Genomic DNA, 13946 nt, shown 5'->3' on the forward strand with positions numbered 1-13946 from the left:
ATGATTGCAAAAAACGCCAAGTTATTACGGGGCGTTGATTTCAAAAAACACCTTTAACGACCGAGGATGAGCAATGTCCGGAAGTCTTTTGAAGTACACGCGTGTTCTTGAGATTGTCGGAGACACGATCAAAGTCAGGGTGCCTCTGGACGGATCGACCGACGCAGCGGTGCGTTTCAATGATCTGGCCGTAATCGAAACCGTGGACGGCCACAAGACGCTGGCGCAGGCCATTTTCATTGACCGGGATGTTGTCACCCTGCAGGTGTTTTCCGGCACCAAGGGCATCTCGACCGAGGCGACGGCGACGTTCCTGGGCCACCCGATGCAGACGCCATATTCACAGAACATACTGGGCCGCGTTTTTGACGGCGCGGGTGTATCTATTGATGGTGGACCTGACCTGTCGTCTGAGCCGCGCGTGGATATTGGCGGGCCAACCGTGAACCCGGCGGAACGCGCCGTTCCCAACAAGATGATCCGAACCGATGTGCCCATGATCGACGTGTTCAACACGCTGGTCGAAAGTCAGAAAATCCCGATCTTTTCGGTTTCAGGTGAGCCGTTCAACGCGTTCCTCAGTCGTATCGGCATTCAGGCGGACGCGGATATCGTGGTGTTTGGCGGGCTGGGGTTGATCTTTGACGACTACTTTACCTTCAGGACGTCCTTCGAGGATGCAGGCGTGTTTTCCCGAACGGTGATGTTCGTCAATCAGGCGATGGATCCGCTGGTCGAACGGCTGCTGGTACCCGATATGGTGCTGGCCGTGGCCGAAAAATTCGCGGTGGAGGAAGGTAAGCGCGTTCTGGTCCTGCTGACCGATATGACCGCCTATGCTGATGCGATGAAAGAGGTCGGGATCAGCCAGGAACGCGTGCCGTCGCAGCGTGGCTATATGGGTGACCTCTATTCCCAATTAGCCCGTCGGTACGAAAAGGCCTGTGATTATGCCAAGGGCGGATCGGTCACTGTGCTGACCGTGACGACGATGCCCGGTAATGACGTGACCCATCCTGTGCCGGATAACACGGGCTATATCACCGAGGGGCAGATCTATTTGCACTCGGGTGTGATTGACCCGTTCGGCAGCCTCTCGCGGCTCAAGCAGAACGTGATCGGCAAGACGACGCGCGAGGATCACGGGCAGATCATGAACACCATGATCCGGTTCTATTCAGAAAGCCGCGACGCCGCGCAGAAACAGGCAATGGCGTTCGACCTTTCGGATTACGACCATCAGTTGTTGAAGTTTGGTGACCTGTTCAAAACCCGGTTCATGGACATCAACGTTTCAATCTCGCTGGAAGATGCGCTGGATTTGGGGTGGAAAACTCTGGCCGAGTGTTTCGCACCTGAGCAGCTACTGATGAAACAGGCCCTGATCGAAAAGTATTTCCCAAAGGATGCCGATGGCGCGGTTGCAGCTGAATAAATCGTCGCTCGCGCGCGAGCAGACGCAGCTGAAAAGCTATGAGCGGTTCTTGCCATCGCTGGACCTTAAGCGTCAGCAATTGATGGCCGAGCGCGCGAAGGCGCGCGAAGATGTGCAGCGCCTTCAGGATGAGGTGCAGGAACTGGCGCAAAAGGTTGGAGAAAAACTGCCGATGCTGGCGCAGCAAGGCGTTGATCTGGACGGGTTGGTCGCGCTGAAAGACTACAAAGTCAAAGAGGTCAACGTCGTGGGCGTAAAGATGCCTGCGCTAGACCGGATCGAGGTCGCGGTGCGTCTGTATTCCTATCTGGCCAAACCTCATTGGGTCGATGCGGCGGCCCGGTTGCTGCACGATATGATCGAGGCGCGTCTACGGGTCAAAGTGGCCGAAGAGCGGGTGAAGATATTCGATAGGGCTGTGGCCACCATCACCCAGCGTGTCAATCTGTTCGAAAAGGTTCTGATCCCGCGCGCCAAAGCGAACATAAAGAAAATCCGCATTTATCTGAGTGATGAACAGATGCAGGCCGTGGTCCGGTCGAAAATCTCAAAGCGCAAACATGCGCAGGAGGCGGTGTCATGAGTGTCGCGCGCCTCAAGAAACTGTCACTGGTCGGGCGATCAAATCAAAAGACCGAAACGCTTGAGGCGCTGCAGGAATTGGGATGCATGCACGTCCTGCCGCTGGTCCCGCCGCCCTCTGAACCGGAAAAGATCAGCGAGCGTGGTGCGCGGGACGCCTATAAGGCGCTGCGGTTCCTGCATGACGTGTCCGAACCGCGCCGACAAATCCAGCGCGACCCCGGTTTTGACATGGAGCAGTTCGTCAAGGATGTGCTGGACCTGATGCAACGGACCCGTGACATGACGGACCAAAGGGATTTTCTGGCCAACCGGATCGCGCAGGTTCGCCCTTGGGGTGACCTGGATTTTCCACCCGACGATGTATTAGCAGGGAACCGATTGTGGTTCTATCAACTGCCGCTCAAGCATCGCGATGCGTTGGAAGCCCTGGATATGCCCTGGGCTATACTCGAGCAGGACCATAGGTTCATCTATGCCGTGCTGATCGACCCGGATGAGCCGGATGACGATATCCTTCCAGTCCCGCGCACGCACACAGGATCGCTGCCCATTCACGAGCTTGAGGCGCAACTGGAAGAGGCTGAGATCGCCATCGAAGCGCTTGAGGCTGAGCGCGTCGCGCAGACCCGATACCTGACACTGATGCGCCGGAACCTGTCGGTTGCCGAAAGTGCGGCTGAGCTGGCCCATGCTACCCAAAAGGTGCGCGACGAAGAGGCGATGTTTGCCCTTCAGGGCTGGGTGCCCGAGGATCGTATAGATGCGGTTCTGGACATGGCAAACGCCAAGGATGCCGCTGTGCTGATCGAAGAACCCGGCCCCGAAGACAGCCCGCCCACCTTGTTAGAACAACCAGAAAAGCGCAGTGCTGCTGTAGACTTGGCACTGTTTTATCAAGTGCCGGGTTACAAGGATTGGGACCCTAGCGTCATCGTCGCCGTTTCGTTCGCGATCTTCTTTGCGATGATCGTGGCCGATGCCGGGTACGGGGCAATTATCTTGGCGGGGCTCTTGTTGTTTTGGAAACGCCTTGATCGCACACCACATGAGCGTTCCTGGCGACGCTTTGGCGTGATCATCTCGGGGGCGACGATCCTGTACGGCATATTGGTCGGCAGCTATTTCGGCGTATCGCCAACTGAGGGGTCGTTCTGGTCCAAGCTCAAACTGCTCGACCTGAACAATTTCGGCGCGATGATGATGGTTTCGATTGTCGTTGGCGTATTGCATCTGGTGCTGGCCAATGCGCTTGCCGCCCGCGCGGCTTGGGGGCACCGAAACGCCATTGCCAATCTGGGCTGGATCGCGGCGCTGATTGGAGGATTCATTTTGTGGCTTAGCTACATGAAGGGCAATTCTCCGGTGCCGGGTGCGGCCTTGATGGGGATCGGGGTTCTGGCCATCGTCTGGTTCTCAAGCGAGCGGGTCATCAAGAAACCAACCGACTGGTTATGGCGGCTGATCGAAGGGCTGCAAAGCCTTGCCGGGGCGATGGGTGCATTTGGCGATGTGCTTAGCTACATGCGGCTGTTTGCGTTAGGTCTGGCCTCAGCCTCATTGGCGATCACGTTCAACGATCTGGCGGGGTCGGTGATGCAGTCCCTCAAGGGGCTCGGCGTTCTGCTTGCCCTGCTGATCCTAATCATCGGCCATATTCTCAACTTCGCCCTCGCCATGATGAGCGGCGTCGTCCACGGATTACGTCTCAATTACATCGAATTCTTTAAATGGGGTCTGCCGGACGAAGGCGTTGTCTTTCGCCCGTTCGCCCGCAAGGAGGTTCAGGAATGAATGAGCTTGTTTTGACATTGGGTTGGCTGGGCATTTACGCGCCTATGGCGTTGGGCGCGGCCTCCAGCGCGATCGGGTGCTCCATCGCCGGCATGGCCAGTATTGGCGCCATGACAGAAACTGAAGGCGGCTATGGTCGCTTTGTTGGCGTATCAGCCTTTCCGTCGACCATGGTGATTTACGGCATCGTCATCATGTTTACCTTGAACCGAGATGTGACACCCGAAAACGCGGGCGGCTTGTTCGGGATAGGTATCCTGTCAGGCATCGCATTGATGTATTGCGGGATCTGGCAGGGTCGGGCCTGTGCTGCGGCGATCAACGCCACCAAGGAAAAGCCCGAGATCTTTGGCCTGGCACTGGCTCCGGCGGCGATCATCGAAGGGTTCGGCGTCTTTGCCTTTGTCTTTGCTCTGGTGATCAGCGCGGGGATCAGCTGATGGCGCAGGATGGCATGATTTCACACGGTGTGGATGCCCTGATCGATAAGCTGCGAAATGATGGCGTGGCGGCTGGTCAGGCTGACGCTGAAAAACTGCGGTCAGAGGCCAAGGCCGAAGCCGCCAAAATCTTGGCTGACGCGAAACGCGAAGCGGACGACTATCAGAAAAAGGCGCGCAGCGATTCCGACAAATACCGCGCGGCGGGAGAAGAGGCGTTGAATACCGCCATGCGTGATGCAGTTCTGACCATGAAAGGTGGATTGACCGACCGGTTTCGTGAAGATGTCGAACGTCTGGTGACCAAGGAAATGGCTGACCCGAAATTGCTGAAACAGATGATTTTGGAGGTCGTCGGTCAAGAGGCTGATGGCGTCAATCTGGATGGCAAGGTCCAGGTCATTCTGCCTGCCAAAGTCGCGACGCAGGAAGACATCAAGCAGAACGCGGATGACATCCAGTCTGGCAAGCTGACCAAATATGTTCTTGGGCTGACAGCTGAAATGTTGCGCGAACAGGTAGAGCTGCATGCATCGGACGACAACCAAGATGGTATCCGCGTTCGGGCCGAAGATCAGGGCGTTGTGCTGGACCTGACGGACAAGGCGGTCGCCTCACTGCTGATGGAGCATCTTCAGCCGCGGTTCCGTGCCGTGCTGGAAGGTGTGATCCGCTGAGATGTCAGACCCTGACGCCTATATCGCGCTGATCAGCAGCCTGCCGGGATCTGAACGGCTGTTTGTGGCCAAGCAGCCACCGCTGTCACGGCTGCGGTTGGATCGTCGCCTGACCGCGCTTGCATCTGAGGATGCGCGTGTTCTGAAAGCGTTGGAGCAGGCGCTGAACTGGAGTGCATATGACATGGATGTCACGGATGCGCAGGCAGTACAGCGATGCAATCAGGCGTTGGGCAAAATTCCGCAACCAACCTTGCGTAGACTGTTCCTTGAGCGGATGGACTTGCGCACTGTTGTTGCTGCACTGCGCTTGCGCGCGCGTGGAGGCAATCCGCCCTCGGGAGCGTACGGCATTGGACGTTGGAGCCGCCATATTCCAGCCAACTGGGGGGACCCGGATTTCCGCCTTTCGGTGCCGATGCCGTGGATCAGGGAAGCGCGTCAGCTGCTAGAAGCCGAGGACCCTTTGGGTCTGGAACGGCTGTTGCTGTCGGTCAACCACAAGCAACTGAAACGATACGCCGCCCGCCACCTGTTCGATTTTGAGGCCGTGGCAATATACGTCCTGATCTGGAACATTTTTGATCGATGGGCGCAAAGCAACGCTCAGGACGCAGCCACCAGGTTTGAGAAACTGGCCCAGCAGGCCATGGCCAATGTCGAAGAATTCGATTTTGAGAGAGTAAGCGCATGACTGCCCAAACACCTCCAGTTCAAACCGCAACCGCCCGTGTCGTCTCGGTCCAGGAAGGGCTGGTGCAGATTCAGGCCAACCAAGATGCAGCCGGAGTTCCCGGGCAACTGGTCAAGAACGAGGTGGTGTTCATCCTGCCGACCCGTGCTGGACCGGGCGGGCGACAGGAACGGCTCAAAGCCGAGGTGCTGCGCGTGCGCGGGGACACAGCTGATGTACAGGTGTATGAAAGCACAGACGGCGTGGCCGTTGGCGATCCGGTGGAACAATCGGGTCAGTTGCTGTCCGTAGAACTGGGGCCGGGGCTGTTGGGTCAGGTCTTTGACGGCCTACAATCGCCTTTGCCGAAGGTTGCGGCCGAGTTTGGGACCTTCCTGCCGCGCGGTGCTGATGTGGCGCCGCTGGACGATCAGGCGAAATGGTCCTTCACGCCTTCGGTTAAGGTCGGAGATACAGTCACGGCAGGCGACAGCATTGGGACAGTTCCGGAAGGCCGGTTCACCCATAAAATTATGCTGCCCTTCAATTGGGTTGGCGAATACAAGGTCGTTTGGGTTCAGAAAGGGGCCGCGTCGATCCATGAGATTGTTGCCCGACTTGAAGACGAGCAGGGGGGTGAGCACACATTGACGCTGTGTCAGAAGTGGCCAGTTCGGCGACCTTTGCCCGAAAGCATCTTGAAGCGCTCCCTGTCAGAACGCCTGTACCCAACCGAGCCGGTGCTGACCTCGCAACGCCTAATCGACACGTTCTTTCCCATTGCCCGCGGCGGCACGGCCTGCATTCCCGGTCCGTTTGGGGCGGGCAAAACCGTGCTGCAAAACCTGATCGCGCGGAACTCCAAAGTGGATATCGTGATCGTCGTTGCCTGTGGTGAACGCGCGGGCGAGGTTGTTGAAACGATACACGAATTCCCCAAGATGACCGATCCGATGTCGGGCGGCAGTCTGATGGATCGGACGATCATCATTTGCAACACCTCTTCCATGCCCGTTGCGGCCCGCGAGGCATCAATCTTCACCGGAATTACACTGGGCGAGTATTACCGGCAGATGGGCTATGATGTGCTGCTGATTGCCGACAGCACCAGCCGCTGGGCGCAAGCGATGCGCGAAACTTCGGGCAAGCTCGAGGAAATTCCGGGTGAGGAGGGCTTTCCAGCGTATCTGGAAAGCTCGATCAAGGGCCTTTACGAGCGCGCGGGCGCATTGAAAACAAATGACGGCGATCTGGGCAGCCTTACGCTGATTGGCACAGTTTCCCCCGCGGGTGGCAATTTTGACGAGCCAGTGACGCAGTCCACGTTGTCTACCGTGAAGTGCTTTCTGGGGCTGTCCTCGGAACGGGCTTACAAACGGTTCTATCCTGCGGTTGACCCAATGCTTAGCTGGTCGCGATATACCGATCAGCTCTCGGATTGGTACGACAATAACGCTGAGCCCGGTTGGACAGGCAAGGTGCGCGATCTGCTGGCCCTAATTGAAAAAGGCGAACAGGTCGACCAGATGATGCAGGTGACCGGCGAAGAAGGTGTCACCATCGAGGACTTCGTCACGCAGCAAAAAGCGCTGTTCGTGGACATGGTGTACCTACAGCAGGATGCCTTTGACAAAGTCGACGCAACCGTCCCGCTAGAGCGTCAGAAGATGACATTCAAGCTGGTCTATGATGTTACGCAATCAACTGCGGAATTCGAAGATAAGGGTGAAGTGCGTCAGGTGTTCACCCAGCTCACAGGTCTTATGAAGAACTTCCACTACGCCGCGGAAAACACGCCGGAATTCAAGTCGCTGTGGGGACAGATACAGGACCTGAGTCGTGGAAAATTTGGAGTGTAGGTCAGGGATATGGTAGCCCGTAGGGGAATCGAACCCCTCTTTCCAGGTTGAAAACCTGGCGTCCTAACCGATAGACGAACGGGCCATCTGGTAGTGGCATTAGCACAAGTGGTAGCCCGTAGGGGAATCGAACCCCTCTTTCCAGGTTGAAAACCTGGCGTCCTAACCGATAGACGAACGGGCCACGCTGGCTTGTGGAGGGCCTTTTACGGTTTACCTCTGACCCCCGCAAGCCGAAAAATGCAGGGATGCGAAACTTTTTTGGCAGGGCCGGAAATGGGCTCAGTTTGCCTCTGCCGCATCCTCCAGTCTCAGCTGAACGCTTTGCCGTCCACCCCATGTGTTCACCTCAAGCCGTCCGGCGAAATGAAAGCGCGCGCCGCCATGGTTGGACAGCTTTTCACCCATTGGTCCGTCAAAGGCTCCAAAGGCAATGGCATCAAGGCCGCCACCAACCCCGTCGGACAGCGACAGTTTCAGATGCGATTCCCCCACGCGCTTGGCAAATCGCACCTGCAAGTCCGGCAACGCATAGCGCGGGGCAGGGGCGCTGGCCCCGAAAGGACCGGCTTTTTCTATCTGTTCGATCAGATCGACCGAAGCTGCGCCCGGCATAAGCGCTCCGTCTAGCTTCATGTCTGCAGGACCGCCCTTGCCCGCGCCTTGTTTGGCCAACAACGCGCTGAGCCGTTCCATGGCCGGTTCCAACTGATCCCGCATAACGGTCAGCCCTGCGGCCATTTTGTGCCCGCCGCCTTTGACCAAAAGCCCCTCAGCCGCCAACCGTTGGATTGATGCCCCCAGATCAACGCCAGAAACCGACCGCCCCGAACCCTTGCCTTCATCGCCGTCAAAGCCGATGACAATGGCGGGTCTGTTGGCGCTTTCCTTGAGGCGGGATGCCACGATGCCGACAACGCCGGGATGCCATCCTTCGCCCGCCGCCCAGACTAAGGGGGCATCCAGCCCACGTTCCTCGGCCTGTTCCAGCGCCGCTGCACGGACTGCGTTTTCGATATCACGACGCTCGGTGTTCAACTCATCCAATCTTTGAGAAAGCGCTTCGGCTTCGGTCATCGAGTCCGTGCTGAGCAGACGCGCGCCCAGATCCGCTTGACCGATCCGCCCGCCCGCATTGACGCGCGGACCCAGAAGAAAACCCAGGTGATAGCTGGTAGGCGCTGAATCCATACGCGCCACATCCGACAGCGCCACTAATCCCGGTCGTTGCCTCTGCGCCATGACCTTCAAGCCTTGCCGGACCAGCGCCCGGTTCGCGTCGATCAGCGGGGCCACGTCCGCAACGGTTGCCAATGCCACAAGATCCAGCAACCCGATCAGATCGGGACCCTTAACCTGAGCCTCACGCAGTTGCCGTCCGGCCTCAACCAGCATCAGAAACACCACCGCAGCGGCGCAGAAATAACCCAGGTCGCCGCTTTCATCCTGCCGGTTCGGGTTCACTACCGCCACGCAATCCGGCAGCGTTTCACCACCAAGGTGGTGGTCCAACACAATGACATCCGCGCCTTTTGCCGCCGCGATAGGTTCATGGCTAAGCGTTCCGCAATCCACGCAGATGATTAGGTCATGCGCAGCCGCCAGTTCCTGCATTGCAGGCACGTTCGGCCCATAACCCTCATCAATTCGGTCTGGCACGTACAGCGTGGCTTGCAGCCCCATCTGACGCATCCAGACAAGCAACAAAGCCGCCGAACTGCCCCCATCGACGTCGTAATCGGCAAAAACCGCGATCCGCTGCTTGTTTCGGACAGCTTCCAAAAACCGCGTTGCGGCGGTCTCCATATCCTTCATGGACCGGGGGTCGGGTAGCAATTCCTTCAGCTTTGGTTCAAGAAAGCTTTCGGCTTCCATGGGTGGCACTCCCCGCCGCGCCAGAACTTGACATACCGCACGTGGCAGCCCGGACTGTTGCACCAGCATTTCCGTGGCCCGTTCGACCTCGGCCTCCGGTCCGATCCAACGCCGCCCGGTCAGCGACTGCTCAACCCCTAAAAAGCTCATGCCTGCCTCTCATATGCTAAGGCCGGACCCTCTCGGATCCGGCCTCATTGTATCTATCGAAACCTCTGCCAAAGGCAAAGGTGCAAGCCATCACGCGTTGTCGTGCGGCCAGGTTGGCGTGCGGTAGGACATGCGGCGCACCGAACCGGTTTTGGAACGCATCAGCAGGGTGGTGGTTTCAACCCAGCCCGGCTGGCGTTTGATCCGCGGCAACAAAGAGCCACCGGTCACGCCAGTTGCGGCAAAGATCACGTCTGCGGTCACCATCTCATCGCGAGAGTAAACGCGGTCCAGATCGGTGATACCCGCCTTGGCGGCGCGGCCACGCTCGTCGTCGTTGCGGAACAGCAGGCGGCCAAAGATCTGACCACCCATGCATTTCAGCGCGGCAGCGGCCAGAACGCCCTCGGGGGCGCCACCCTGGCCCATATACATGTCGATGCCGGTCTCTTCGCTTTCGGCACAGTGCATGACACCAGCCACGTCACCATCGGTGATCAGGCGGATCGAGGCACCGGTTTCGCGCACTTCGGCGATCATCGCTTCGTGGCGGGGACGCTCCAGAATGCAGACGGTGATGTCGGCGGGCTTGCAGCCTTTGGCGTTGGCCAGCGCTTCAACACGCTCGCGCGGGCTCATGTCCAGGTTCACGACGCCTTCGGAAAAGCCCGGGCCAACGGCCAGCTTATCCATGTAAACGTCAGGAGCATGCAGCATCGACCCGCGCGGGCCCATCGCGATCACGGTCAGCGCGTTCGGCATGTCCTTGGCGGTCAACGTGGTGCCCTCAAGCGGGTCCAGCGCGATGTCCACGCCGGGACCGTTTCCGGTGCCCACTTCTTCGCCGATATACAGCATCGGCGCTTCGTCGCGTTCGCCTTCGCCGATGACAACAACACCGGCGATGTCCAGCAGGTTCAGCTGTTCGCGCATCGCGTTCACAGCCGCCTGATCCGCAGCCTTTTCGTCACCACGTCCGACCAGCGAGGCCGAGGCCAGTGCGGCCTGCTCTGCGACCCGTGCAAGTCCCAGAGACAACAGGCGGTCGTTGAAATCGATTTTGGCAGCGCTCATTTTCGTATCCTCAGGTCAATAAAGGCGTTTCATCGGGCATAGCCTGCGTTTTGTGCAGGCCGCAAGGGTCAAACCTCTTCAATCCGCAGTGCAACGGGCTCACCCGACACGACATCGGTCGTCCGGAGGCCTTCCAAAGCGACATCCAGCGTGGCACGTGTGGTCTTGTGCGTAACAATCAGAACCGGCGCGGTGGCTTCGGTGTGCCCGTACTGGCGCATTCGATCAATTGAGACGCCTGCATCACCCAGAATAGCCGCCACTTTCGCCAGAGCACCCGGTTTGTCGAACAGTGCAAGGCGCAGATAGTAGGGGGCGGGCAGGCCGGTTATGGCAGGTTTTGCCTCTTCCAGTGTCGTGGCGGGACGGCCAAAAGTTGGGATCTGCAATCCCCGCGCCAGATCGCAGACGTCGCCCATAACGGCGCTTGCCGTTGGACCTTCGCCCGCACCAGGGCCGCGCAGGACGACCTGATCGACCGCGTCGCCTTCGATCACCACCATGTTGGTGCCGCCTTCCAGCTGACCCAAGGGCGAGCCGCTGGGGACAAGGCACGGCTGCATCCGCTGTTCCAGACCGCGTGCCGAGCGCTGAGTGACACCCAGCAACTTGATACGATAGCCCATGTCGGCTGCCTGATGAATGTCATCCAGACTGATATGCTGGATGCCTTCGATCTGAATGCCGTCGAAATTCGGTTTGGTGCCAAATGCGATCGAGGACAACAGCGCCAGCTTATGCGCCGCGTCGATGCCGCCCACGTCCAAGTTCGGGTCAGCCTCGAGGTAGCCCAGTTCCGCGCATTCTTCGAACAGCGCGTTATACCCTAGTTCCTGCGATTGCATCCGCGTCAGGATATAGTTGCAGGTGCCGTTCATCACGCCCATGACGCGGGTGATCTCGTTCCCGGCCAGCCCCTCGGTCAGGGATTTGATCACGGGGATACCGCCTGCTACGGCGGCCTCAAAACGGATCACACGGCCTGCGGCCTCCGCTTGTTCAGCCAGCTCCTGACCGTGAATGGCCAACAAAGCCTTGTTTGCGGTCACCACATCCTTGCCAGCGGCCAACGCGGCCTCGACAGATGCTTTGGCGGGGCCGTTTTCGCCGCCCATAAGTTCGACAAAAATATCGACATCGTCGCGCTGCGCCAATGAGACGGGATCAGTCTCCCATGCATACTCCGACAGGTTTACGCCACGGTCTTTGTTTGCGTCGCGCGCAGAAACAGCGGTGATTTCGATCGCGCGACCTGTACGCGCCTGCAGCAGTTCGGCATGGCGGCGCACGATCCGCACGACACCCACGCCAACTGTTCCCAAGCCGGCAATTCCCAGCCGCAGCGCCTGTGTCATCCCGTGGGTTCCTTTCCGCTCGAATGTCCTTGGTTTCGGGCTGTTTGCCCGTTCAAAGGTGCCTTAACGGGTTCGGCGTCGAGGCGCAATCCGGGACAGCGGTAACAGTCGGTTGAAACGCGAAAGGTCAGTTGGTTTGCGCGTTCTGCAGCGCTTCGGCCCTTTTGGCCAGCGCTTCGCGGCGCGCGGTCAGGTCTTCTTCAACCTCGGCCGCTTCGTTCACGGGATCTATGGGCGGGCCAAGAATGTTCTGAAGTGGGACCAGCTTCGGATACGCGGCCGAGCGCACATTCGGCTGTTCGCGTCCTTCCAATTCCGGGAAGTCCGTGCAGGCTGCGCAAGTCAGAAGCAGAACCAAAAGTGGCAGGGGCTTCATACCGAACCCTTTCAATGGAGACTGACCCCGTGATGCACCTTTTGCGGCGGTCGTTCAAGCGGGGTTCTATATGAACGCTTGTTCATATACGATGGCAGTATGGCACGTACCCAAGGCTCACACTCGGATATCACCGGCCCGCGCATTCGAAAAGCAGCGCTGGGGCTGTTTGCCCGACATGGCTATGCAGCCGTGTCCATGCGCCAGATCGCAAAAGACGTGGGTGTGCAGGCGGGGGCGCTGTACAACTACACGCCCGACAAGCAAAGCCTGCTGTTTCGCCTGATGCAGGATCACATGCAGGATCTGTTGGCCGCTTATGGTGAACTTGAAAAACCCGCCGATGCCGAGACCGCGCTGCGCCGCTTTGTCGGCTTTCACATTCGGTTTCATATGGAGCGACCGGATGAAGTCTTTATCGCCTATATGGAGCTGCGCAACCTCACGCCCGAAAACTTCTCGGAAATCGAAGGCCTGCGCCGGGCTTATGAGGATTCGCTTGAAGCCATCTTGCAGGATGGGCAGAAGTCTGGGCTCTTTTCGGTTGCCGATACCAAAATCGCGACCCTGGCCGTGATCGCGATGCTGAATGGTGTGATGACCTGGTACCGTGCAGGCGGACGCTTGTCGCTGGACGAAGTAGAGCAGGTTTATTGGGATATGGTCAGACGCGCCGTAACCGCCTGACCAACTTTGCTTAATCAGTGCGCGGCGCGGATGAATGTGCCATTGCGCAGTTCTTTGAACGCCAGTTCCAGCTCGGCACGCGTGTTCATAACAATTGGACCATGCCATGCGACAGGCTCATCAATCGGCGCACCCGAGATCAACAGAAACCGGACACCTTCCGGACCAGCTTGAACCGTGACCTCATCACCGGTGCCAAACCGAACCAGAGTGCGGTCACCGGACAGATCGCGGATGTTGACCTCTTGGCCCGCGACCTCTTTTTCCAAAAGCACGCCGGTAGGTTGTGATGCATCGGCAAAGGCCGCCTGTCCTTGGAACACATAGGCAAACGCCCGCCGGTAGGTGTCGATGCGAAAGGTCTTTCTCACACCGGCCGGAACCTGAATATCCAAGTACTGCGGGTCGGCGGCAATACCGACTACCGGGCCGGTTTTGCCCCAGAACTCACCAACAATAACGCGCACAGTGGTGCCGTCATCATCAATGACCTCGGGGATCTCTTTGCTTTGGACATCCTGATAGCGGGGGGCTGTCATCTTTTGATCTGACGGCAGATTGCCCCACAGCTGGAAACCGTGCATTTGGCCCGCACCGTTTCCCTTGGGCATTTCCTGATGCAGGATTCCGGACCCGGCGGTCATCCACTGAACGTCGCCTGCGCCCAAAGTGCCGGTGTTGCCCAGCGAATCCGCATGCTCGACCGAGCCGGACAGGACATAAGTGATGGTTTCGATGCCGCGATGCGGATGCCAGGGGAAGCCTGCCTGATAATCCTTGGGGTGATCATTGCGGAAGTCGTCGAACAACAGGAACGGGTCAAGCTCGGACGGGTCCTGAAATCCAAAGGCCCGGTGCAATTTGACGCCTGCGCCTTCCATGGTTGGCATGGCTTTGCGGGTTTCCAATGTTGGTCTAAGGGACATGATGGCCTCCTGAATTTGTGGGGATCATGTATGCTGTTGGCGA

13 protein-coding genes and 2 tRNA genes are annotated in these 13946 nt (G+C 58.4%); 8 read left to right on the forward strand and 7 right to left on the reverse strand.

Annotated elements, in window-relative coordinates; all coding sequences use genetic code 11:
* The first annotated feature begins 73 nt into the window (after positions 1 to 73).
* From AC2FGC_RS17025 to AC2FGC_RS17055, 7 genes are read left to right on the forward strand one after another with little or no spacing between them, the layout of a single operon-like run.
* Positions 74 to 1435 (forward strand): V-type ATP synthase subunit B, encoded by a 1362-nt coding sequence (locus AC2FGC_RS17025; RefSeq protein ID WP_496722048.1) that lies wholly within the window; start codon positions 74 to 76, stop codon positions 1433 to 1435.
* The gene (locus tag AC2FGC_RS17030) at positions 1413 to 2018 is read left to right on the forward strand and encodes a V-type ATP synthase subunit D (protein WP_496722050.1); all 606 of its coding nucleotides are present in this window, start codon (positions 1413 to 1415) and stop codon (positions 2016 to 2018) included. Before AC2FGC_RS17025 ends, AC2FGC_RS17030 begins: the two co-directional genes overlap by 23 nt.
* Entirely contained in the window at positions 2015 to 3811 is a 1797-nt protein-coding gene (locus AC2FGC_RS17035) for a V-type ATP synthase subunit I (protein ID WP_496722052.1), read from the forward strand. The genes AC2FGC_RS17030 and AC2FGC_RS17035 overlap by 4 nt, the downstream gene beginning before the upstream one ends.
* The gene (locus AC2FGC_RS17040; protein WP_050602715.1) at positions 3808 to 4251 is read left to right on the forward strand and encodes an ATP synthase subunit C; all 444 of its coding nucleotides are present in this window, start codon (positions 3808 to 3810) and stop codon (positions 4249 to 4251) included. The genes AC2FGC_RS17035 and AC2FGC_RS17040 overlap by 4 nt, the downstream gene beginning before the upstream one ends.
* On the forward strand, positions 4251 to 4928 hold the full coding sequence (locus AC2FGC_RS17045) for a hypothetical protein (RefSeq protein ID WP_496722054.1): 678 nt from the start codon (positions 4251 to 4253) through the stop codon (positions 4926 to 4928). The genes AC2FGC_RS17040 and AC2FGC_RS17045 overlap by 1 nt, the downstream gene beginning before the upstream one ends.
* Before the next feature lies 1 nt (position 4929).
* A complete protein-coding gene (locus AC2FGC_RS17050) occupies positions 4930 to 5622 on the forward strand; it encodes a hypothetical protein (protein WP_496722056.1) in 693 nt (230 codons plus the stop codon).
* The gene (locus AC2FGC_RS17055) at positions 5619 to 7460 is read left to right on the forward strand and encodes a V-type ATP synthase subunit A (protein WP_496722058.1); all 1842 of its coding nucleotides are present in this window, start codon (positions 5619 to 5621) and stop codon (positions 7458 to 7460) included. Before AC2FGC_RS17050 ends, AC2FGC_RS17055 begins: the two co-directional genes overlap by 4 nt.
* 10 nt (positions 7461 to 7470) lie before the next feature.
* Here AC2FGC_RS17055 and AC2FGC_RS17060 read toward each other — a convergent pair.
* From AC2FGC_RS17060 to AC2FGC_RS17085, 6 genes are all read right to left on the reverse strand, one after another.
* Positions 7471 to 7545: transfer RNA gene (locus AC2FGC_RS17060), tRNA-Glu, on the reverse strand.
* Between the two features lie 24 nt (positions 7546 to 7569).
* Positions 7570 to 7644, reverse strand: a tRNA-Glu gene (locus AC2FGC_RS17065).
* 98 nt (positions 7645 to 7742) lie between these two features.
* Complete coding sequence (gene recJ / locus AC2FGC_RS17070) at positions 7743 to 9485, reverse strand: single-stranded-DNA-specific exonuclease RecJ (RefSeq protein ID WP_496782958.1); 1743 nt, start codon at positions 9483 to 9485, stop codon at positions 7743 to 7745.
* 90 nt (positions 9486 to 9575) lie between these two features.
* The gene (gene glpX, locus AC2FGC_RS17075; protein ID WP_496782961.1) at positions 9576 to 10559 is read right to left on the reverse strand and encodes a class II fructose-bisphosphatase; all 984 of its coding nucleotides are present in this window, start codon (positions 10557 to 10559) and stop codon (positions 9576 to 9578) included.
* Positions 10560 to 10627: 68 nt separating this feature from the next.
* Positions 10628 to 11914 carry a homoserine dehydrogenase gene (locus AC2FGC_RS17080; RefSeq protein WP_496722062.1) on the reverse strand — a complete coding sequence of 429 codons (1287 nt, stop codon included), beginning with the start codon at positions 11912 to 11914 and terminating at the stop codon, positions 10628 to 10630.
* Positions 11915 to 12041: 127 nt separating this feature from the next.
* Complete coding sequence (locus AC2FGC_RS17085; protein ID WP_496722064.1) at positions 12042 to 12290, reverse strand: hypothetical protein; 249 nt, start codon at positions 12288 to 12290, stop codon at positions 12042 to 12044.
* A gap of 99 nt (positions 12291 to 12389) precedes the next feature.
* Between AC2FGC_RS17085 and AC2FGC_RS17090 the strand changes: the two genes are divergently transcribed.
* Positions 12390 to 12977: a TetR/AcrR family transcriptional regulator gene (locus AC2FGC_RS17090; RefSeq protein WP_058277332.1), complete on the forward strand. Its 588-nt coding sequence runs from the start codon at positions 12390 to 12392 to the stop codon at positions 12975 to 12977.
* A 14-nt stretch (positions 12978 to 12991) separates the two neighbouring features.
* Here the strand turns inward: AC2FGC_RS17090 and AC2FGC_RS17095 are convergent, their stop codons facing one another.
* Complete coding sequence (locus AC2FGC_RS17095; RefSeq protein WP_496722066.1) at positions 12992 to 13903, reverse strand: pirin family protein; 912 nt, start codon at positions 13901 to 13903, stop codon at positions 12992 to 12994.
* Positions 13904 to 13946: the final 43 nt, after the last annotated feature.

It is taken from the genome of Ruegeria sp. CDSC054 (genome assembly GCF_059610645.1).